This window comes from Acinetobacter sp. AR_0276, from assembly GCF_003000705.1.
Classification (GTDB): Bacteria; Pseudomonadota; Gammaproteobacteria; order Pseudomonadales; family Moraxellaceae; genus Acinetobacter; species Acinetobacter nosocomialis.
Window position 1 is genome coordinate 3,523,093 of sequence record NZ_PSQO01000004.1, and the last position, 20,448, is coordinate 3,543,540.

At 38.2% G+C, this 20,448-nt stretch carries 22 protein-coding genes; 7 read left to right on the forward strand and 15 right to left on the reverse strand.

What is annotated here, in order from left to right; all coding sequences use genetic code 11:
- Positions 1-23 precede the first annotated feature (23 nt).
- From purT to CSB87_RS17810, 4 genes are all read right to left on the reverse strand, one after another.
- The gene (gene purT / locus CSB87_RS17795) at positions 24-1,241 is read right to left on the reverse strand and encodes a formate-dependent phosphoribosylglycinamide formyltransferase (RefSeq protein WP_079377083.1); all 1,218 of its coding nucleotides are present in this window, start codon (positions 1,239-1,241) and stop codon (positions 24-26) included.
- A 102-nt stretch (positions 1,242-1,343) separates the two neighbouring features.
- The gene (locus CSB87_RS17800; RefSeq protein ID WP_106105122.1) at positions 1,344-1,733 is read right to left on the reverse strand and encodes a tautomerase family protein; all 390 of its coding nucleotides are present in this window, start codon (positions 1,731-1,733) and stop codon (positions 1,344-1,346) included.
- Between the two features lie 129 nt (positions 1,734-1,862).
- A complete protein-coding gene (gene ygaH / locus CSB87_RS17805) occupies positions 1,863-2,204 on the reverse strand; it encodes an L-valine transporter subunit YgaH (RefSeq protein WP_106105123.1) in 342 nt (113 codons plus the stop codon).
- 1 nt (position 2,205) lies between these two features.
- Complete coding sequence (locus CSB87_RS17810) at positions 2,206-2,928, reverse strand: AzlC family ABC transporter permease (RefSeq protein WP_023188365.1); 723 nt, start codon at positions 2,926-2,928, stop codon at positions 2,206-2,208.
- 119 nt (positions 2,929-3,047) lie between these two features.
- On the opposite strand from CSB87_RS17810, the gene CSB87_RS17815 reads away from it, so the two are divergent.
- On the forward strand, positions 3,048-3,518 hold the full coding sequence (locus tag CSB87_RS17815; protein ID WP_002050258.1) for a hypothetical protein: 471 nt from the start codon (positions 3,048-3,050) through the stop codon (positions 3,516-3,518).
- A 69-nt stretch (positions 3,519-3,587) separates the two neighbouring features.
- On the opposite strand, the gene CSB87_RS17820 is transcribed toward CSB87_RS17815, so the two are convergent.
- On the reverse strand, positions 3,588-3,923 hold the full coding sequence (locus CSB87_RS17820; RefSeq protein WP_002050113.1) for a hypothetical protein: 336 nt from the start codon (positions 3,921-3,923) through the stop codon (positions 3,588-3,590).
- A gap of 161 nt (positions 3,924-4,084) precedes the next feature.
- Positions 4,085-4,792, reverse strand: a complete 708-nt coding sequence (locus CSB87_RS17825) for a Crp/Fnr family transcriptional regulator (protein WP_004887577.1) — start codon at positions 4,790-4,792, stop codon at positions 4,085-4,087.
- A 92-nt stretch (positions 4,793-4,884) separates the two neighbouring features.
- Between CSB87_RS17825 and CSB87_RS17830 the strand changes: the two genes are divergently transcribed.
- Positions 4,885-5,406 carry a DUF962 domain-containing protein gene (locus CSB87_RS17830; RefSeq protein WP_004887576.1) on the forward strand — a complete coding sequence of 174 codons (522 nt, stop codon included), beginning with the start codon at positions 4,885-4,887 and terminating at the stop codon, positions 5,404-5,406.
- Positions 5,407-5,450: 44 nt separating this feature from the next.
- Here CSB87_RS17830 and ychF read toward each other — a convergent pair whose 3' ends face one another.
- The 8 genes from ychF to CSB87_RS17870 form a co-directional block, all read right to left on the reverse strand.
- Complete coding sequence (gene ychF, locus CSB87_RS17835) at positions 5,451-6,542, reverse strand: redox-regulated ATPase YchF (RefSeq protein ID WP_002050104.1); 1,092 nt, start codon at positions 6,540-6,542, stop codon at positions 5,451-5,453.
- 93 nt (positions 6,543-6,635) lie between these two features.
- Complete coding sequence (locus CSB87_RS17840; protein WP_004887575.1) at positions 6,636-7,295, reverse strand: methionine ABC transporter permease; 660 nt, start codon at positions 7,293-7,295, stop codon at positions 6,636-6,638.
- Positions 7,276-8,352: a methionine ABC transporter ATP-binding protein gene (locus CSB87_RS17845; RefSeq protein ID WP_079377084.1), complete on the reverse strand. Its 1,077-nt coding sequence runs from the start codon at positions 8,350-8,352 to the stop codon at positions 7,276-7,278. Before CSB87_RS17845 ends, CSB87_RS17840 begins: the two co-directional genes overlap by 20 nt.
- 5 nt (positions 8,353-8,357) lie before the next feature.
- Positions 8,358-9,191, reverse strand: coding sequence for a MetQ/NlpA family ABC transporter substrate-binding protein (locus tag CSB87_RS17850; protein ID WP_004887572.1), 834 nt, complete (start codon positions 9,189-9,191; stop codon positions 8,358-8,360).
- A 13-nt stretch (positions 9,192-9,204) separates the two neighbouring features.
- Positions 9,205-10,035 (reverse strand): MetQ/NlpA family ABC transporter substrate-binding protein, encoded by an 831-nt coding sequence (locus CSB87_RS17855; RefSeq protein WP_004887570.1) that lies wholly within the window; start codon positions 10,033-10,035, stop codon positions 9,205-9,207.
- 14 nt (positions 10,036-10,049) lie between these two features.
- On the reverse strand, positions 10,050-11,462 hold the full coding sequence (locus CSB87_RS17860; RefSeq protein ID WP_004887569.1) for an LLM class flavin-dependent oxidoreductase: 1,413 nt from the start codon (positions 11,460-11,462) through the stop codon (positions 10,050-10,052).
- Positions 11,462-12,685, reverse strand: a complete 1,224-nt coding sequence (locus CSB87_RS17865) for an SfnB family sulfur acquisition oxidoreductase (RefSeq protein ID WP_106105124.1) — start codon at positions 12,683-12,685, stop codon at positions 11,462-11,464. Before CSB87_RS17865 ends, CSB87_RS17860 begins: the two co-directional genes overlap by 1 nt.
- Positions 12,686-12,697: 12 nt before the next feature.
- Positions 12,698-13,933: an SfnB family sulfur acquisition oxidoreductase gene (locus CSB87_RS17870; RefSeq protein WP_023188367.1), complete on the reverse strand. Its 1,236-nt coding sequence runs from the start codon at positions 13,931-13,933 to the stop codon at positions 12,698-12,700.
- 345 nt (positions 13,934-14,278) lie between these two features.
- Here CSB87_RS17870 and CSB87_RS17875 point away from each other — a divergent pair, with 345 nt between their 5' ends.
- From CSB87_RS17875 to CSB87_RS17895, 5 genes are all read left to right on the forward strand, one after another.
- A complete protein-coding gene (locus CSB87_RS17875) occupies positions 14,279-15,043 on the forward strand; it encodes a glutathione S-transferase family protein (protein ID WP_004887559.1) in 765 nt (254 codons plus the stop codon).
- A 541-nt stretch (positions 15,044-15,584) separates the two neighbouring features.
- Complete coding sequence (locus CSB87_RS17880; RefSeq protein WP_004709208.1) at positions 15,585-16,478, forward strand: amino acid ABC transporter substrate-binding protein; 894 nt, start codon at positions 15,585-15,587, stop codon at positions 16,476-16,478.
- 93 nt (positions 16,479-16,571) lie between these two features.
- Positions 16,572-17,414, forward strand: a complete 843-nt coding sequence (locus CSB87_RS17885) for an amino acid ABC transporter permease (protein ID WP_004709206.1) — start codon at positions 16,572-16,574, stop codon at positions 17,412-17,414.
- A gap of 2 nt (positions 17,415-17,416) precedes the next feature.
- Entirely contained in the window at positions 17,417-18,094 is a 678-nt protein-coding gene (locus CSB87_RS17890) for an amino acid ABC transporter permease (RefSeq protein WP_002049960.1), read from the forward strand.
- A 13-nt stretch (positions 18,095-18,107) separates the two neighbouring features.
- The gene (locus CSB87_RS17895) at positions 18,108-18,851 is read left to right on the forward strand and encodes an amino acid ABC transporter ATP-binding protein (RefSeq protein ID WP_002049786.1); all 744 of its coding nucleotides are present in this window, start codon (positions 18,108-18,110) and stop codon (positions 18,849-18,851) included.
- A gap of 50 nt (positions 18,852-18,901) precedes the next feature.
- On the opposite strand, the gene CSB87_RS17900 is transcribed toward CSB87_RS17895, so the two are convergent.
- Positions 18,902-20,218: a DcaP family trimeric outer membrane transporter gene (locus tag CSB87_RS17900; protein ID WP_193786244.1), complete on the reverse strand. Its 1,317-nt coding sequence runs from the start codon at positions 20,216-20,218 to the stop codon at positions 18,902-18,904.
- Positions 20,219-20,448: the final 230 nt, after the last annotated feature.

Consider the following 20,448-nt stretch of genomic DNA (forward strand, 5'->3'; position numbering starts at 1 on the left):
ATGGGTCTACCAATAAGTAAAAATTAAGAGTTTGTTTGAACGCTTACTTGATCAGCGGTTTCTTTCGCTAAAGTACGGGCAATATCAGTATTTTCAGCACGAGCCGTTGCGACACCCATACGGCGACGCTTGAAACCTTCAGGTTTGCCAAATAAACGTAAGTCAGTATCTGGGTGAGCTAAGGCTACATTCAGATTGCTATAACTTAAATTATTAGCATCGACTCCAGCATAAATTACGGCACTTGCGGCCACACTGTGACGTGCTGTATTTACAGGTAAACCTAAAATGGCGCGTGCATGTAATTCAAATTCACTTTGATACTGAGACGCTAAAGTTACAAGTCCTGTGTCGTGTGGACGAGGAGAAACTTCACTGAACCAAACTTTATCACCCTTGATAAACAGTTCTACACCAAAAATACCACAGCCACCAAGTGCTGTTGTCACTTTATTTGCAATACGTTTTGCTTCTTCAAGTGCAGCAGGTGTCATTGGTTGAGGTTGCCAGCTTTCTACATAGTCGCCTGCATCTTGGCGGTGACCAATTGGGTCACAGTAGTGAGTTTCAATTTCACCGGTTTCAGGGTTTTTAGCACGAACAGTAAGTAAGGTAATTTCAAAATCAAAATCAATTTGAGATTCAATAATGACAGTGCCTTGGTTAACACGACCACCTTGCATTGCATATTCCCAAGCCGCGTCGACTTCATCGAAACTTTTTACGCGAGACTGACCTTTACCTGAAGATGACATGACTGGTTTTACAAAGTTCGGATAACCAATATCATCACAAGCTGCGCGGAAACTTTCTAAAGAGTCAGCAAAACGATAAGCAGAAGTAGGTAAACCAAGCTCTTCAGCAGCAAGTCGGCGAATACCTTCACGGTTCATGGTGAGGTTTACAGCTTTAGCAGAAGGAATGACAGTTGCTGTTTGGTTAGCTTCAATCTCAAGCAAAACTTCTGTCGCAATCGCTTCAATTTCTGGAACAATTAAATTCGGTTTAACTTTTTCAATGAGCTGTTTTAATTGAGTAGGGTCAGCCATGTTTAACACATAAGAAAAATGTGCAACTTGCATAGCTGGTGCGTGATCATAACGGTCGGCTGCATGTACTTCTACACCAAGGCGTTGTAGGGAAATTACAACTTCTTTGCCAAGCTCTCCTGAACCTAACAATAAAACTTTAAATGCAGAAGATTGAAGTGGGGTACCGAGTGTCACGCTCATGCGAATCATCCTGACAAAATTATTTTTTTAAGCATAGCAGAACTTATGGTGGAGTTAAGCCTTATAACGCATAAAAAGATGAATTTTGTCAGACAATGAGGTAAGTCGTTTTTAAACGTTAACTTGATAATTTAAATGTAATTCATCTGCGTTTTGACCACGGATACCCCAATTTTCTTTAGGGGTTTCGAAAATTGTGATTTCAATGTCTTGAGGATTAATTCGGCAATACTGTTGAATATTACGAAATAAGGTTTGGATTAATCTTTTCTTGGCTTCGGTGCTTCGGCCAGTAAACATTGAAAGTTCAATAATAACGTAGCGCTGGCTTCGATCTGAAGGATAGATAAAGTTTTCTGGTTTAAGGCTAATAAACCTTTGAAATCTTTTCTCGATTGGGTATTTCAACTCTTCAATGAGCGCTTGATGAATCGCATGAGAAAGCATTTCTCGATATTGCATGATCGTTTGTTCATTTGCATAAATTTTAACTTGTGACATTTTTATCTCTAATCGCTAGATGGTGTTATCTTTTAATAAATTTCAAAAATGAGTTTTTCATGCTAGAAGTCATTATTTTTAATCACTTCTAGCATTTATATATTATATAATGTTGATAAGTTTATCTATTTATAAAGGTAAATAAGTGTAGATCAAGCCATAAACGAGTGCAGCAGTTAACGTCGCAGGAACAATTTTCTTAAATTTAAAATAAAGACCTGCTAAAACCAGAAAGCCGATGAGCATTGCTAAACTTTTATCTGGATTTTTAAGAAGTGGGGGCAGGGTGGCAACCACAAGCATTGCACTAATTGCAGATATACCAATACTTCCTAAAGCAATTTTTATCCAGACAGCCCCACGTTTTTGATGAGTAACTTGTAGTTTCTGTATAACAAAAAATGGTCCGAAGCGGGAAGCAAAATTAGCAATACCAACAATAATGCCGACCAAAATAATTTCTAAGTTCATATTAGGCTTCAACCTCATCAAACTGTTTCAGCACATAATGTTTAAATAGACCCGCTAAAATGCCTGAAAAAATACCAATAAAAATAGCAGCAGATAAGTTAATCCAATAACAGGCCAAGGCTGAAACGATTAAGGATACACCGACGACTAAAGTATGTTTACGTTCAAAAGCCGCGAGTAAAAAACTTAAAAATAAAGCAGGTAATAAGAAATCTAAAGCTGCTTGTAAAAACTTTGGAAGATGAGCGACTTGATCTGCAAATAGCCCACCTAACAATGAACCACTTGCCCAAGACATCCAGCTGAACAGACTTAAGCCTAACATCCAAGATTCAGACCATTGCTGCTTGCGCTGTGAAAGCTGAATCATTCCACTCGCAAAAACCTCATCTGTAAGGCCCCAAGCCCAAACAGCCGTCTTTTTTAAGTTCAGTTTATTTGGAATTAGGTTATATAGTGCTGGACCATAAAGTACATGGCGAATATCAAGTGCAATAACCGTTAGGGCAGTTAGCCAAATAGAGGAGCCGCTTGCTAAAAGAGCCACCACTAAAAATTGGCTAGCACCTGCATACATTGAACATGAAAGAAAAAATGCTTCCCATGGGCTAAAACCAAATTGAGATGCAGAAACGCCAAAGGCAAAAGAAACCGGTAAATAAGTAAGTACGATGGCTTGACTATCTTTGGCACCCTGCCAAAAAGTTGCTGTTTGAGCAGCCATCTGTTGTTGATTTGACACAAGACACCTTGGCAGTAAACCAATTATAATAACTTGAAAGATTGAGTATTGTAGCCGAATTTAATAGCATAGTGCCGAAATGTTTAATTCGGCAGTTTGATATGTTCAAGTCAAAAACTCGTTTAGTTTATATCGCCATCCTGAGTGCGAGCGTATTTATATTGCAAGGCTGTGATAATGGAAATCAGAGCACGGATAAAAAAGTTGAAATTAAACCAGCGCCGAAATTAACCAATGATGCAACGGCCTATGCAAACAAAGCATGGACACTCATTAATACCGTTGATCCTTTAGTCTATGGAAAACAGCTTAGTCAGATAAATGATAAAGTTCGTAAACCACTGCGTCAGCTCAGTACGGATTGGCGTATTAATGTGAAAATGACGGATTCGGTCACTGAAGGAAAATATGCGCTTTGCCGCAAAGCCTTAACCAGTTTAGATGTGTGGGCGAGAGAAACTGTGGAAAATGCAAATTCTGTTGCTCAAAAACAGGCTGATTATGAGCGTGATAAGCAGCAATGTAAGGACGCGATTGATAATCCTAATTTAGGAAATACATCTCCGAAATAAAGAGACTACATATAAAAAAGCGAGATTTTAAATCTCGCCTTTTTATATCCATAAATTAATCAATATTAATTATGGTTTTGTTGCGGTTTTAGCAGTGTTCGCAGTTTTTACAGCATCTTGTTTCATTTGATGAGTAGCTTGATTTGCTTCTTGTTTAGCGTGAGTTGCGCTAGTCATTGCAGCATGTTTCTGCTCATTCATATCTTTTTTAACATCTGTTTTTGTTTTTTCAGCTTCTTTTTTTGCTTTTTGAGCAGTAGTCTTGCCGCTTACAGCAACACATTTACCGCCTTTATGATGTGGTCCAGTTCCTCCTTGGAGTTGAGTTCCTTTTGGACATGCAAATGCCGAAACACTTAACATTGCCAATACGCCAGCTGTAAGAATTGTTGATAATTTTTTCATGTTAATCAGCGCCTTGTTGAGTATTATTGCTCAGTTTGAGTGTAAGATGAAAATTTCTGTTTTGGAATACTTATTTTGTGAAATAGAGTTTGAACAATGTTTTATTTTGCAGTGTTATCTGATTTTTTAATTTAATTTTAAGTTTTTATTATATAGCACCTTTAAGTATGCGATTTTGCAATTAAATTTAATTTTTCAATATCTAAAATCTCAATTTTTCTAAACGAAATTTTAATAATATTTTGTTTTTCTAAAAGGTTTAATTCATGATTAATGGTTTGTCTTGAGACGGTTAGCATATTAGCTAATTGGTCTTGAGAAATATGAATTTGTCTTTCTTGGACAATAAGATGATTGCCGTAACCCTCTAAAATAAATAAAAGACGTTGAGCAAGTCTTTGAGAAAGACTGCGTGTTTGTATGGCAATCTGTTCTAAAAAAACGTACCTGAGTTTTTGGCTGGTTAAGCGTGCAAAATAGTACCAATAATACGGATTATCTTTGAGTAAGTCATTTAATGGTTTTGCAGGAATATGTAGAACTGTACTTTTTTTCAAAGCAATCGCATCGTGCGAACGTGGTTCATGGTCAATTAAAGATATTTCACCGAACCACATAATCGGCTCAGCAATTGCAGAAAGTGCTTCATTACCATTTACATCGACATAACCCAAGCTAATTGAGCCTTCAAGGACGGTATAAATACCATCAAACTCATCTTGAGCGTGGAAAACGTAGCTATTTTTCTCAAAAGTAATTTGCTTGCCATATTCTAGAATAAACTTTTGGAATGTTTCCGGCAGCACACTAAACCATGTGTTTTCTTTTAATCGGTTAATATAAATAAGATCCAATATCAGCCCATCCATGAAAAAATTCATTACTTTGTCAAATAGCTGACAACTTTAAATTTTCCTTATTTGTACAGTATGGCTATAGTTAGGTGAATAGGGAATAACTTATGTCAAATCTGGAACAGAAACTGAGCCAATATGCGGCTTATCATTTAAATCATCAAAATATTTTGACGCACTTTGTTGGTATTCCGCTTATTGTATTTTCAATTTTATGTTTAACAGCAAGAGCTGGACTAGACATTTACAGTTTTAAACTCACTTTAGCCATAGTGTTGATTGCAATAAGCTCAATTTACTATTTATTTTTAGATAAAGTTTTTGGCTTAATCATGCTCATTATATTGGTGGCTGTGTATCCATTGGCGAGTCAAATTGCCGAGCTTTCTTTAGGACAATGGTTGGCTGCAAGTATTGGTTTCTTTGTAGTGGGATGGGTGTTTCAGTTTGTAGGTCATTATTTTGAAAAGAAAAAACCTGCTTTTGTTGATGATGTAATAGGACTTGCGATAGGTCCATTATTTGTATTGGCAGAATTTATATTTATGCTAGGTTTTAGAAAGCCTTTGCATGCGCGTATTCTACAAGAGGCCCGTAGTAAACGAGAGGCGATGGATTTAAGTCATTAAATATAAAAAAAGCCCCAATATATTGGGGCTTTTTTAGCTTTAACTTAAACGTTAAAACGGAAGTGCATAACATCGCCGTCTTGAACGACGTAAGTTTTACCTTCTAAACGCCATTTACCAGCTTCTTTAGCGCCGTTCTCACCGTTGTATTGTACGAAGTCATCGTATGCAACAACTTCAGCACGGATAAAGCCTTTTTCAAAGTCGGTATGAATCACACCAGCTGCTTGAGGAGCGGTTGCACCAACTTTTACTGTCCAAGCACGTACTTCTTGTACACCGGCAGTGAAATAAGTTTGTAAACCTAAAAGCGCATAACCTGCACGGATAACCACGTTTAAGCCAGGTTCTTCCATACCCATTGCTTCTAAGAACTCAGCACGATCTTCATCTTCTAATAATGAAATTTCAGCTTCAATCTGGTTGCAAAGAGGAACAACGATAGCGTTTTCTTCAGCCGCAAGTTTTTTAACTGCTTCTAAGTGTGGGTTGTTTTCAAAACCATCTTCTGCAACGTTTGCAATATACATAGTTGGTTTTAAAGTCATTAAACCAAAACCACGAACTAATTTACGCTCGTCATCAGACAAATCAGCTGCACGAGCTGGTTTACCTTCGTCAAGCAACGGTTGAATTTTTTCTAAAACTGCTTTAGTTGCTACAGCTTCTTTGTCACCGCCTTTAGCTACTTTAGTTAAGCGTAAAATTGCTTTAGCAACAGTTTCAAGGTCTGCAAGTGCAAGTTCAGTATTAATAGTTGCGATGTCGTCTAACGGATCAATTTTGCCATTTACGTGTATGACGTTTTCATCTTCGAAACAACGTACAACGTGAGCAATCGCATCAGTTTCACGAATGTTAGCAAGGAACTGGTTACCCAAACCTTCACCTTTTGAGGCACCAGCAACAAGACCTGCAATGTCCACAAATTCCATTGTGGTTGGCAAAATACGCTGTGGTTTAACAATCGCAGCAAGTTTGTCTAAACGTGGATCTGGTACAGGAACAATACCTGTGTTTGGTTCAATGGTACAGAAAGGGAAGTTTTCCGCTGCAATCGCTGCTTTCGTTAATGCATTGAAAAGGGTAGATTTCCCTACGTTTGGCAGACCAACAATACCGCAATTAAAACCCATGAAAACCACTCACAAATGTGTAAATTAAAAATTGTCGCTGATTTTACATGAAAGCCATGACAAAGTCATGGCTAGAGCAGGGGTGTATTACTTTTAAACTTTACGTTTATCAAGTTGCTGGGCTAATGCATCGCCAGTCGCTTGTACTAACATGACTAAAATAATGAGCACTAAAATTACAGCCAACATAATTTGCATATCAAAACGTTGATAACCGTATCGATAAGCAATGTCTCCTAAGCCACCCGCACCAATAGCACCAGCAATCGCAGATGAGTTAATCATGGTCACAATAGTCACTGTAAAGCCTGCCACAATACCCGGCAAAGCCTCTGGTAAAAGTACATGCCAAATAATTTGTTTACGGTTACAACCCATGGCTTGTGCTGCTTCAATTAAGCCTTGATCGACTTCACGTAAGCTGACTTCTGCAATACGCGCAAAAAATGGAATGGCGGCAATAGTTAGTGGAACCACCGCTGCCCATACGCCATAACTTGTGCCGACAATCCAGCGAGTAAGAGGAATAAGTGCAACCATTAAAATAAGAAAAGGTACAGAACGAGTAATGTTGATGACCCAACCCAAAGACTGATTAATCTTTTGCGACGGGTGAATGCCATGTTCAGAAGTACTGACTAAAACAACAGCAATAGGTAAGCCAATTAAAAAAGCAATAAATGCAGATGCACCTACCATGAGTAAGGTATCTACAGTTCCAGTAATTAATAAATCAATGAGCTGGTCTTGCATAGCCAAGTACCTCAAATTGTGCATTTGCTGTTAATGCATCTTGTTGTATAGATGAAAGATCAATTTCTACGTTAGGAATACCAACTAAAAGCGAGCCAATAATATGCCCTTGAATGGTATCCACCTGACTTTGATATAAATTGACTGGTGCTTTAAATCTAGCAAGGAGTTCTTGAATATCCGGAACCTGATGTGCTTCCGCCTCATATTTCAGTTTTAGGATTATATGCGTCGAATTTTCATCGGGTAGAGGGCTGATTTTAAAAGGCAGGGTAATTTGCTCAAGGTTTAACAGTTCTTGAGTAATTTGTTGTTCTGGTCGTGAAAATACCGACCAAACTTGTCCAGCCTCTACAATCTCACCTTGATCAATCACAACGACTTGATCACAAATTTCTCGAATGACCTGCATTTCGTGAGTAATTAATACAATGGTGAGGCCAAGTTCCTGATTAATCTTTTTAAGTAAAGCCAAAATAGTGGCAGTACTTTCAGGGTCGAGTGCTGATGTCGCCTCGTCACATAGTAAAATTTCAGGGTGGTGAACAAGTGCACGTGCAATACCAACACGTTGCTTTTGTCCGCCAGAAAGTTGTGATGGATAATAGTTAGATTTATCTGCAAGACCTACGAGTGCCAGAACTTCATTTACACGTTGGTCGATATCTGCTTTGTTGTAATTGGAAACTTTTAAGGGCAATGCCACATTTTCCCAGACCGTTTTTGCAGACATCAAATTGAAATGTTGAAAAATCATTCCAATGCGCTGGCGGGTTTGAATGAGTTCAGCATGACTCAATTCAGCAATATTTTGTTGATGAATATGAATGCTGCCAGTATTTACTTGTTCTAAGCCATTTAAAGTGCGGAGTAGGGAAGATTTTCCCGCACCACTTTTACCAATAATGCCTAAAATCTTACCTTGTGGGATATCAAGGTTAATCTCTTTTAACGCATGCAGTTTTTGACCTTGAGATTGGTAAAACTTATTTAAACCACGAATTTTGATATGAGGTAGAGAAAAATCAACTTGTGATCCAAAACTCACCATTGCCATTCTCCTTATTTCCAGCCTTGAAACCACAAACCTTTACCAAAGTCTTTATCCAGAATGTCTTGTGCTTGTTTTGAGTTCTGGAATGCTTTAACAAAGGTTGCAAGTTTTTGGTTTTTGTCTTGGTAATCGCGACGGGTCACAAACAAAATTGCATATTTTTTATCGATTGGATCTAAAAATAATGCGCTATGTGGGTCGGTTACCTTTGCCATTTTTAAGTAGTGGGGGAAGCCGAAAATTAAATCGACATCATTATATGCATGTGCAGTTTGAGGGCCTTCAACTTCAACAAAGCTCAGTTGTTTAGGATTTGCAATAATGTCTTGGGTTGTTGAGAGTTCATTATTTATGTCTTTAAGCTGAATTAAACCTGCACGGTGCAATAAAATTAAAGCACGAGCTAAATTGACTGGATCATTTGGAATAGCCACACGTGCTTTTGAAGGTAATTCTTCAAGTGATTTATATTTTTTTGAATATAAACCGACATGACTTCCTGAGCCCACACCAAATGCATGTAAGTCATAGCCCGTTTCTTTAACAGCATTACGTAGAAATACGCTTTGCTGGAAAAAGTTTGCATCAATATCACCGTTTTGTACGGCAACGTTTGGTGCCCGCCAATCAGAAAATTCAACAAGCTTGACATGAACGCCTTGCTTTTCTACTTCATTGGCAACGCTTTGTAATAGCTCAGCATAAGGCGGGCTAATGCCAATCGTTAAAACATCATCGGTTTGTTTATTTTTAATATAACGGTAACCGACGAGGCCCAGAACTACGATTAAAATCGTAATTCCGAGTAACCAAGGCTTATGCTGTTTGAACTGAATCGCCATAATCTTTCCGTTATTACTTCCAGCCAGGGAACCAAAGTTTTGGCCCAATTTCAGCGTCTAACACAGCTTTAACTTTTGGCGAGTTTTGATAGATCTCAACAAATTTCTTTAGTTTGTCGCCCTTATCTTGATAGTCATCACGCACTACAAACAAAATGGCATAACGCTTATTGGTATTGTCATCAAGTAAAAGCGCACTATTAGGGTCAGCTGTTTTTGCTAAGCGTAAGTAATGTGGATAGCCAAAAGCCAAGTCAACATCATCAATCGCACGGGCAGTCTGTGGCCCTTCAACCTCTACGAATTGCAAATTTTTAGGGTTTGAAACTACATCTTTAAGTGCAGATAAATGATTGTTTGAATCTTTAAGCGTAATTAATTTAGCTTGCTGTAAAAGTAGTAGTGCACGACCTTGATTCACTGGATCATTTGGAATGACTACACGTGCGTTTTGTGGCACTTCATCAAGGCTTTTATATTTCTTTGAATAAAGTCCTACATGTGACGCTGCACCTACTGCAAATGCCTTTAATTTAAAGCCTGTTTCTTTAATTGCATTGTCTAAGAAAGGTTGATGCTGGAAAAAGTTCGCATCAATATCCCCATGATTTAAGGTAATGTTTGGGGTATTCCAGTCAGAAAACTCAACCAGTTTTACATTTAAACCTTGTTTTTTTGCTTCATCGGCAGCAGCTTGTAAAGGTTTTGCAAATGGTGGACTAATGCCAATCACAAGTTCATTTGAGCCACTTTGACGATGTTTATTCCATAAGAATAAAGCAACAAAAAGGACTACAACGACTAAGCCTACGCCTAGCCATTTTTTAGAGGCTGTTTGAGCCATGTCTATCTCCAAATTTAAGCGGTTATTTCTTCAATTTTTGTTAGGTTTTTGCTGTTGTTATAGGGACTACATCGGAACGCTTGAACAGGGTGTTGTTCTGGTAATTGATCACCCCGATTAAAAATTTTGTTCCGTAGTGAACCCGTTTTATATGCAGTTTTATAGCGACCACGTTGCTGTAGTTCAGGAATAACCAAGCGAATAAAGTCGTGGTGAGACTCAGGCGCAACTGTACGTGTCAAATTAAAGCCATCAATATCAGTCTCATCTAAAAGATGAATTAAGTATTCAGCAACTTCTTCGCCACTACCCACGATAAGGGGATAACGGCCACCTAAAACATGTTGAGCTTTTAAGTCATTTTTTGTGATTTGCTGTTCTTTAAATTTTTCGGTAATCGAAACAATGCTGTTACTTTTTTGGTAAGGAATTGCTTCATCGTCAGCAAATTTACTTAAGTCAATGCCTGTTGAACTCGCATAATGTGCGAGGCCTGCTTCAGGACTTGCATATTGACGATATTCATTAAGTTTTTGTACGGCCAGATCATGTGTTTCGGCCACAACAACGGTTATACCGACAAAGACTTTAATGTCATCCGCTGAACGGCCTTGTTGTTCTGCAAGATCACGAATCTTTTTCACTTGTTCACGTATTTTTTCGGGTTTGTCGCCGCCAATAAATACACACTCAGCATGACGAGTCGCAAACTGCATGCCTTTTGGTGAAGCACCTGCTTGAAACAGTGTCGGGGTGCGTTGCACAGAAGGAGACACCTGAAACACACCTTCACTTTGGTAATATTTTCCGTGGTGGTGAATAGTGTGAACTTTAGATGGATCTGTAAAAACACGCTGTACTTTATCTTTTTTAACGGCGTCGTTTTCCCAAGATCCTTCCCAATATTTATAGCAGAGCTCTAAAAACTCTTCGGCTTGTTCATAGCGAGCATCGTGGTCTTTTAAACCTTTTTGACCAATTAACCGTTCGGCACTATCTAAATAACCTGTCACGATATTCCAGCCAATACGACCTTGAGTTAAATGGTCGAGACTCGCAAAGCGGCGTGCAAACTGATACGGATGCTCATAGCTCAAATTCACAGTGACACCAAAACTTAAGTTTTGTGTAACTGTTGCCATAGCTGAAATAAGTGTAGACGGGTCATGGCTCGGAAGCTGAATGGACTCTTTTAAAGTGAGATCTATACCATTTTGATAGACGTCATACACACCTGTAATGTCCGCAATAAACAAACCGTCAAATAAACCACTTTCTAAGGTTTTGGCTTGTTCTGTCCAGTAGCTCAATTCGTTAAAACGATGTGATTCATCACGTGGATGTGTCCATAAGCCATGATTGATATGACCAACACAGTTCATATCAAAGGCATTTAGTAGAATTTCTTTTGCTTTAAAGTCTGCCATTACAATGTCCCCCGACGAGGTGGTAGAACACCGTTAAGAACATAGTTCCCAATAAAGTAATATTTCCATCGTGCAGCATCATGTAAGGTATGTACTCGCGCATTACGCCAGAAACGGTCTAGGCCATCTTGAGACTGACTACCACGGCTACCAGCAAGTTCAATCAGCTTAGACGATGCTTTGAGTGCGATATCGGTACTATGAGCACGTACTTTTGCAACATCGATGGATGCTTTAGCAATGCTTTCAGGTGTGGTTTCAATTTTTGCAGCATCAATTGATTGAGCTGCCTGTTTTAATAGGACTTCACTAGCTCGTACATCTACCGCAATGCGTCCTAATTCATAAATCGTTAAAGGATCTTGGTTTGCAGTTTCTACATTTGAATCAATCCATGGGCGAGCTTGATGCACTCTTTGCAAACTTTCTTCAAAGGCTGCACGTGCAATGCCTACCTCAATAGATGCATGCATAATTTGGGCAAAAGGACCGACTAAGGTTGGTTGTAAAAATGCAGTATCAAAAGGAATGACATCATCTGCATCTACAAAAACCTGATCAAATTTAACCGTTCCGCTACCTGTGGTTTTCTGTCCAAAACCAGACCAGTCATCAACAAGTTTCAATCCTTGTGAACCACTTTTTACAAAGGCTAGATACTCTCGACCTGCATCATCTAAAACTAAGGTTGGAATACGGTGAGCAAATAAACTTCCTGTGCAGTAAAACGTTTCACCCTGAATGAGATATCCATTTTCATGCGGACGAATATTGGTTTGTTTATGGGTTGAAGTTTTGGTTTTAAACTCAGCAAGTGCATTACCAAAGCGAGTGCCATTTAGCACTTCGCCATATAAACGTTGTTTCTGAGCTTCTGTGCCCGTATTACGTAACACTTCTAATGCATAGAAATGGTTTTGTGGAATTTGTCCGATTGAACCATCGGCACCACTTAAAAGCGCAATTACTTTGGCAACGGTATGGCTTGAAACTTCCGCACCTCCATATTGCTTGGGTACTGTAATTGCCCAAAGTCCAGACTGGCTCAATGCATCAATTTCGGTATACGGTAAAATTCGTTTAGCGTCTCGCTCAACTGCGGTTTTTTTAAATTGTTCGGCAAATTGTTTGGCTACTTCTAAAGCTTCAGCATCATTTTGAATAATATGTGCTTGACCAGATACCGATGTTTGTTTGGTTTGAACTGATTGATATGAAGTCATGACAATTGCTCCTTAAATCCAGGCATGGCGGGCAGGGAAATGACCATTAAGGTAATAATTGCCAATGGCATGTAATTTCCAGCGAACAGGGTCGTGTAAGGTATGTACACGGGCATTTCGCCAATGTTGATCTAAATTGTGTTGGCTTAAGCTTGAACGGCTACCACCTAGCTCTAGTAGTTTTTCAGAGATTTGTAGAGCCGCATCATTGGCGTAGACTTTTGCTTCAGCAACCAAAATTGAAGCTTTAGCTACTTGTTCATCAGTCACATTTTCAAGTTGGTCAAGTTCATCTAAATATTCAGCAGCTTCATCAAGCAGTAAAATTGCTGCGTCGAGTAAAATATTTAACTTACCCATTTCTTGCAGTGTGTAATGTTCAAAGCTGGCTTTTTCAACATTTGCATCAATAATTGGGCGTGCTTTGTGTATAGTCGATAAAGTATCTTCAAAAGCAGCTTCCGCAATACCGACATCAATTGCCACTTGTAATAACTGCGAATACGCACCGCGATAGGTAGGAACTTGTGTTAATAAGCGTTCATCAAAAATAAGATCAGGATTAACTTCAACTTGATTTAATTTAACCGTACCACTCGCTGTAGTACGCTGACCAAACCCATTCCAGTCATTAATGACTTCAATGCCTTGAGCATCTCGGTTAACAATCACTAAAACAACATGACCTTCAGGATGAACCGCTTTAATTGCGAGCCAATGCGCAAAGCTTGTTCCTGTCGAATAAAACTTTTCGCCGTTTAAAATATATTTTCCATTTTCAATGGTAAGGGTAGTTTTTAGTGTTTTTGAGTCATGTGTATTACGCTCTGGACCACCGTTGGCAAGACGTTTACCAGCTAATATTTCTGAAAAGATAAATTGTTTTTGTTGTTCTGTACCCATGATTTCAATCAGGTTCAACAGGCTAATCTGATTTTGTGGAATTTGACCAACATTTGCATCGCCTTTACTTAAAATACGGAAAACTTGTGCCAGTGTTTTATTGGAAACAAATGCACCGCCATATTTTTTTGCAATGCGAATTCCACCTAAACCTTTTTGGCTAAAACTTTCAATTTGCTCATAAGGAAGTTGGCGTTGTTGATCACGTGTATTACGACCCTCTAAAGCAAAATCAGCCACTTGATAAGCAGCATTAATCGCTTGTTGATCATTTTGAATGACTTGGACGTATGCCGTCGTTTTAGATAGAGAATTAGACATAATGACACCTTGTATTGCTGTCATTACCTTACAAAAGAAATATTTTTCCACTAAACGAAGACTTATGCTCAGCTTATGAATAAAAATGCAAAGCACTTTTTTTGATTTTTAATAGATAAATAGAGATATAGAAACATATTAAAAATCAAAGAATTATAATTTTTATTTGCAAAATGAATTACTAAAGCCTTTTTAATATGAAAAAGAGCTATAAGTACGGTAAAAAAAGATATAAAAAATATAGACCTAACTGTCAGTGAAAAATGAGCACAATATCCATTGTTTTCATTAAAAATAGCTTCTAAAGTATCTATTTACCGAAGACGATTTTTGTACGAATAGTCAAATAAAAATAAACGTGGAGATTTTATGCGGGTTTTGTATCAGTTTCCTTTATCTCATTATTGTGAAAAAGCTCGCTGGTTGTTAGACCATAAAGAACTTGATTACGTTGCACATAATTTGATTCCTGGCTTTCATCGTGCTTTTGCACAACTCAAAACAGGGCAAAACTTATTGCCGATTTTGAAAGATGACCATCGCTGGATTGCTGAATCAACTAAAATTGCGCTTTATCTGGATGATACTTATCCAGAACATGCACTTTTACGCCGTGATGAGCAACTTAGGCAGCAAACACTTAAGATTGATAGTTTGGCAGATGAACTGGGTGTGCATGTACGTCGTTGGGCACTAGCGCATACTTTAGCCCATGGCGACCATGCTCTCGAGATTATGATGGGCGAACAAGGTTACTTGCGTCAGTTTGAAAAAATATCAAAACCTTTCCTCAAAACTTTAGTAAAAAAGAACTATAAGCTTGAAGGGGAAGTGGTGAGCCAGTCAAAAGAGCGTATGGATGAACTCATCAATGAACTGAATCAGTATCTTATTGAAAATCAAGGACGTTATATGGTTGGAGACCGATTAAGCCTCGCTGATATTTCAGTATGTTCTATGCTTGCACCTTTATTAGAAATAAAAGGTACGCCATGGGAACCCGAAGAGGATGAAGAGGTGTCTCCAGAGTGGAGCAATTATCAAAAAAGTTTACTTGATTTGCCACTTGGACAATATGTTTTAAGAATCTATCAAACTGAAAGAAATGCCCGCGTTGATTGGAGAGGCATTTAATCTATAGGTTTTATAAAAAGGCTCGAAATAAATCGGGCCTTTTTTTCATATTTCTAAAAGCATTTTAATTGTAAAAAATATTACTATCAATTTTATAAATGGATTTTATTAAAACATTTATAAATATTATTTTGATGATTTATCTTATTTTGAGAAAATTAATCCACGTTGTTCTAACTATTTAATAAGTTTGCTTTTTCTTTTTATTAAAAAATAATCTTTTTCTAAAAACTGTTTTTAGAAAAATTTAAGCGACTTTATTGTGCATATGTTTACATTGTAATCAATATTTGCCACATTTAAGTGTAAATAGATGAGCTTAATAATAGACAGAAGATTAAAACATAGATTAAAGTAGAAACATGTGAGCAGTTTTAAAGGTATTAATTCTGCGAAACAGATGAATAATAAGTGAAGCAAATGGATGGAGTCCTGCTTGGAAAAGTTGGCTCGATAATTGCAATTTAATAATAAATCGCTCTATTTCTCTACAAGAATGATTCTGTAGACAAATAGAGAGAATGATCATCAAGGAGTTCTTATGAAACGTTCTGCAACCTCTCTCATTGTTTCAACAATTATGCTTTGTACGGTTGGTGCTACTTCTCAAATTCAGGCAGCAGATACATTAGCTAAAATTAAAAGTACTGGAAAAATCGTTATTGGTCACCGAGAATCATCCGACCCGATTTCATACGTTGTTGGAGGTAAACCGGTAGGTTATGCAGTCGACATTTGTAACCAGTTCGCAAATGATATTAAAAAAGAATTGAAAATGCCTGGTTTAAAAGTTGAATACAAGGCAGTAACTTCATCAACACGTATTCCTGAGCTTTTAGCCGGCAATATTGATATGGAATGTGGTACAACTACAAACTCTAAACAACGTCAGCAGCAAGTTGGTTTTTCAACAAACTACTATGCAACAGAAGTGCGTATGGCTGTTAAAGCCAACTCTGGTATTAAGAGTCTAGCTGATTTAAATGGTAAAGCGGTCGTTACGACTCAAGGTACAACATCAGACAAGTACATTAAAATGAATGAAAAAGGTCAGTCACTTAATGTACAAAACATTTATGGTAAAGACCATTCTGACTCGTTTGCCATGATGGCATCTGGTCGTGCCGCAGCATTTGTTATGGATGACAATATCTTAGCTGGACTAATTGCTAAGTCATCTACACCAAAAGCGTTCGCAATTGTAGGGCCAGTACTTTCATCAGAACCTTATGGCATCATGATTGCAAAAGATGATCCAAAATTTAAAGCAATTGCCGACCGTACCGTAAATAATTTATGGAAAACTGGTCAAATGGACGCTTTATATAAGAAATGGTTCTTATCGCCAATCCCACCAAAAAATACTAATTTGAACATGCAACCAAGTTCATCTTACAAAAAACTTAAAGCTCACCCAACAGATGCAGGAATCTAACCAGATCCTTTTGTCCTAAATTTACTTGTGCAAGTGTAAAACCTCATTTGCACAAGTGGTCTATTTTCTAAGATATTCATTTAAGGGGCAAACATGTCAGTCGGCTCGCTAAACTGGACTATATTCTGTGCGGAGTCTAATGAATATGGTGTCGATAAAGCCGCATGGGCAGAATCAGTTTGTAAAGTCATTGGTAGCTCTAGCTACAATGCCTATTCTGAGGCGCCCACATGGTTACAAATGTTAGGTTCTGGTGTCTTTACTATGGTATGGACTGCCGTTGTAGCCTTTCTTATCGCATTTTTATTAGGTTCTCTCCTCGGGGTAATTCGTACTTTACCCAATAAACCGCTTGCTTTTATCGGCAACTGTTATGTCGAAATATTCCGTAATATTCCTTTAATTGTACAGTTATTCTTCTGGGCTTTTGTATTCCCGGAGTTCTTACCAGATAGTTTAAGTGCCGGAAGTGGGGACGTCGTAGCAGGTGGCTGGTGGAAAAATATTTTAAATCATCATCCTGCTGTTATTGGCGTTTTTGCTTTGGGTCTATATACCGCAGCACGTGTTTCTGAGCATGTAAGAGCGGGGATTAACACGGTTTCTCGTGGACAAAAATTTGCCGCTTCTGCAATGGGTTTTACAACAGCGCAAAGTTATCGTTATGTGATTTTACCAGTTGCATATCGTACGGTATGGCCAACCATTACTTCAGAAGCAATGAATGTCTTCAAGAACTCTGCTGTTCTATATGCATTAAGTGTTTTGAACTTCTTTGCTTACACCAAAACCATGCGAGAAGAAACTTCTCAGGACATTATCATTCTTATTCTGTCTACGCCGGTTTATTTAATCATTACCTACACCATTAAATTTGTGATGGCATGGATTGAAAAACGTATGGCTGTACCAGGTTTAGGTTCGGGAGGAAAATAATTATGGATTTTTCTCTACTACATAACCCTGATGTTATTGCTGCATTAAAAGAAGGTTTTATCTTCACGCTTACGGTAACGGTGCTTGCGATGATGGGGGGGATCCTGATTGGAACTCCATTAGCAATGATGCGTTTATCTAACAGCACCATTGCAAGTAACTTTGCAAAGTTCTATGTAGATCTATTTCGTGGTATTCCATTAATTCAGGTCATCTTTATTTTCTATTTTTTGTTACCAAAAATATTTGAGTTTCAATCAGATACTTATTGGGGGCCATTATTTTCGAGTGTTGTAACCTTTGCTATTTTTGAAGCTGCATTTTTCTCGGAAATTGTACGTTCTGGTATTCAGTCTATTTCAAAAGGTCAGGTCAATGCAGGCTACGCTTTAGGGTTTACCTATGGGCAATCTATGCGTTATGTAGTGTTACCGCAGGCCTTCCGTAATATGCTCCCAGTATTACTCACTCAAACTATTATTCTGTTTCAGGACGTGTCATTAGTTTATGTTATTAGTGCTCCGGACTTCTTAGGTCGTGCAGATACATTGGCTAATACATATGGCCCTGAAACGAAAGCAACATTCTACTTAATCGTCGCTGTGGTGTATTTCTGTAGCTCGTTTGTGCTATCGCAATTAGTCAAACGTTTACAGAAAAAAATTGCCATCATTCGCTAATTGGAGATTTTAAATGCCAATGATAGACATCCAACATATCTCTAAATGGTATGGTGATTTTCAGGTTTTAACAGATTGCACGACGAGTATTGAAAAAGGTGATGTCGTTGTTGTTTGTGGGCCATCTGGTTCAGGAAAATCAACGCTCATTAAAACTGTAAATGCTTTAGAACCATTTCAGCAAGGTGACATTATTGTTGACGGGGTTTCATTAAAAGATCCAAAAACTGATCTGGCGAAATTCCGTTCTCGTGTAGGAATGGTGTTCCAGCATTTTGAACTTTTTCCGCACATGACTGTTTTGGAAAATTTAACCATTGCTCAAGTGAAGGTGTTAAAACGTTCAGTTGCCGAAGCGCGTGAAAAGGGGCTTAAGTATTTAGAACGAGTTGGGTTACTTGCTCACAAAGATAAATTTCCAGGACAACTCTCTGGTGGTCAGCAGCAACGTGTTGCAATTGCTCGCGGTTTATCTATGGACCCAGTCTGTATGTTGTTTGATGAACCTACTTCGGCACTCGACCCTGAAATGGTAGGTGAAGTGCTTGAAGTTATGGTGCAACTTGCTCATGAAGGTATGACCATGATGTGTGTTACCCATGAAATGGGCTTTGCTAAACGCGTATCTAACCGTTTAATTTTCATGGATGAAGGTAAAATTCTTGAAGATTGTCCAACCAATGAATTTTTTGATAATTTAGAAGCTCGTCATGAGCGTGCTAAACTTTTCTTGCAGAAAATTCAGGCAATGCATTAAATACAACAATAAAAAAGAGCCTATAAAGGCTCTTTTTTATTTCTAAGTTTTTAGAAATTATATTTTGCTAATAAATTTATGCGTGAGTAATCGCCTTTATCATCTGCAAATGTTTTGCGCTGGCCATAGGTATATTCTGCACCTAAGTCAATATTCTTGACAGGGTTCCAGATTAGGTTTACCAGTGCATTATAAATTTCCTTGTTATAACTGGTATTAGTCAAATTACTATTTGCGTATGTGTTGTCATCTTTATATTGAACTCCGCCAATTGCGAAAGTAGAGCGTAATATTGGATTCCATTTACGTTGATAGCCGATCACTGCGCTATCAAATTCACCTAATTGGATGTCTTGAGCCGCCGTGTCATATGCATAGGCAGAGTTGCTATAAGACAAATATCGTCCATCACCTTTAACATGATAATAGTTGGCAACTACGCTATCTTGAGGGGTAATATCATATTTTCCACCTATGCCGACACCCCAACCAAATTTTTCTTCAGACGTACTATCCTTAGGTGCTACTCGGTTTTCATGAACAAGTCCATGAAGTTGTAATAAGCCTTTATTATCAGCAGTTTTAAAATCATATCGAGTGGTTAGAGCAGGGAAGCGGCTTCCACCCGCCACATTTCCTACTTTTTCAACATCACCACCTTCTAAAGCAAATAATATTTTTTGTTGTGCATCAATAGGCTGTGTATAACGAACTTGTACTGTACGCGTTGTTCCTGTACCAACTGCGCCAGTAAAGTCTAATGTTTCTGGGGATGTGTCCGTATTTACAAAGGGTGAAGTGGTTTGACCTGCTAACCATTTACCTAAAGACATATAGGCATGGCGTACACGGAAAGTTCCACTACCATTGTCACCATTACCGCCCATAAAGTCGGCTTCAATTTTTCCGGTTAAATCGCCATATTGCGTAGGTCGGGTGATATCTAAACCAATACGTGTGGTTGCTGCAGATACATTTAGCGAGTCCTGTCTTGGATCATCTTTGTTTAAAGGATAGTTGGCTGCATTTGAAATGCTTCCATTTGAACCTTTAAAGTCATAAGTGGCATCTACTCGTACATTTCCATAAAGCTTAACTTGAGTCTGTCCATCAGGCATTTGCATCCAATCTGGTTTGCTCTGAGGAGCTGGTGAGCTAGCTACGGTTGTCGTTTGTGAAACTGTTGGAGTATTTACTGCTGATGCTGTTTTTTGCTGATTTGATAATTGCTGCACAAGTTGTTTTAACTCACCAACCTCTTTGCGTAAAGCATCTACTTCTGCGTCAGTAGCTGCATGGGCTGGCATAACTACACCTGTTAGGCTAATAGTAGTCATTGCTAGAACTAAAGTTTTGATATTTTTCACAAGCATTCCCCACATCGGATAAAGTTTTCCCGTATGTGCATAACAAAAACAGTGCCAACTTTTTAAAAAATTTTAAAACTACTGATTTTATTAAATAAAGCTTGAGATTTTTGAAATAAGATATACTTTTGCTGATGTGCTAAGTGAAACATTAAAAAAATATAACGCTATAGCGATTTCAAATGCGCTATAAATGCCAGGCTACTGCACAGTTAACAGGCACAGACTTG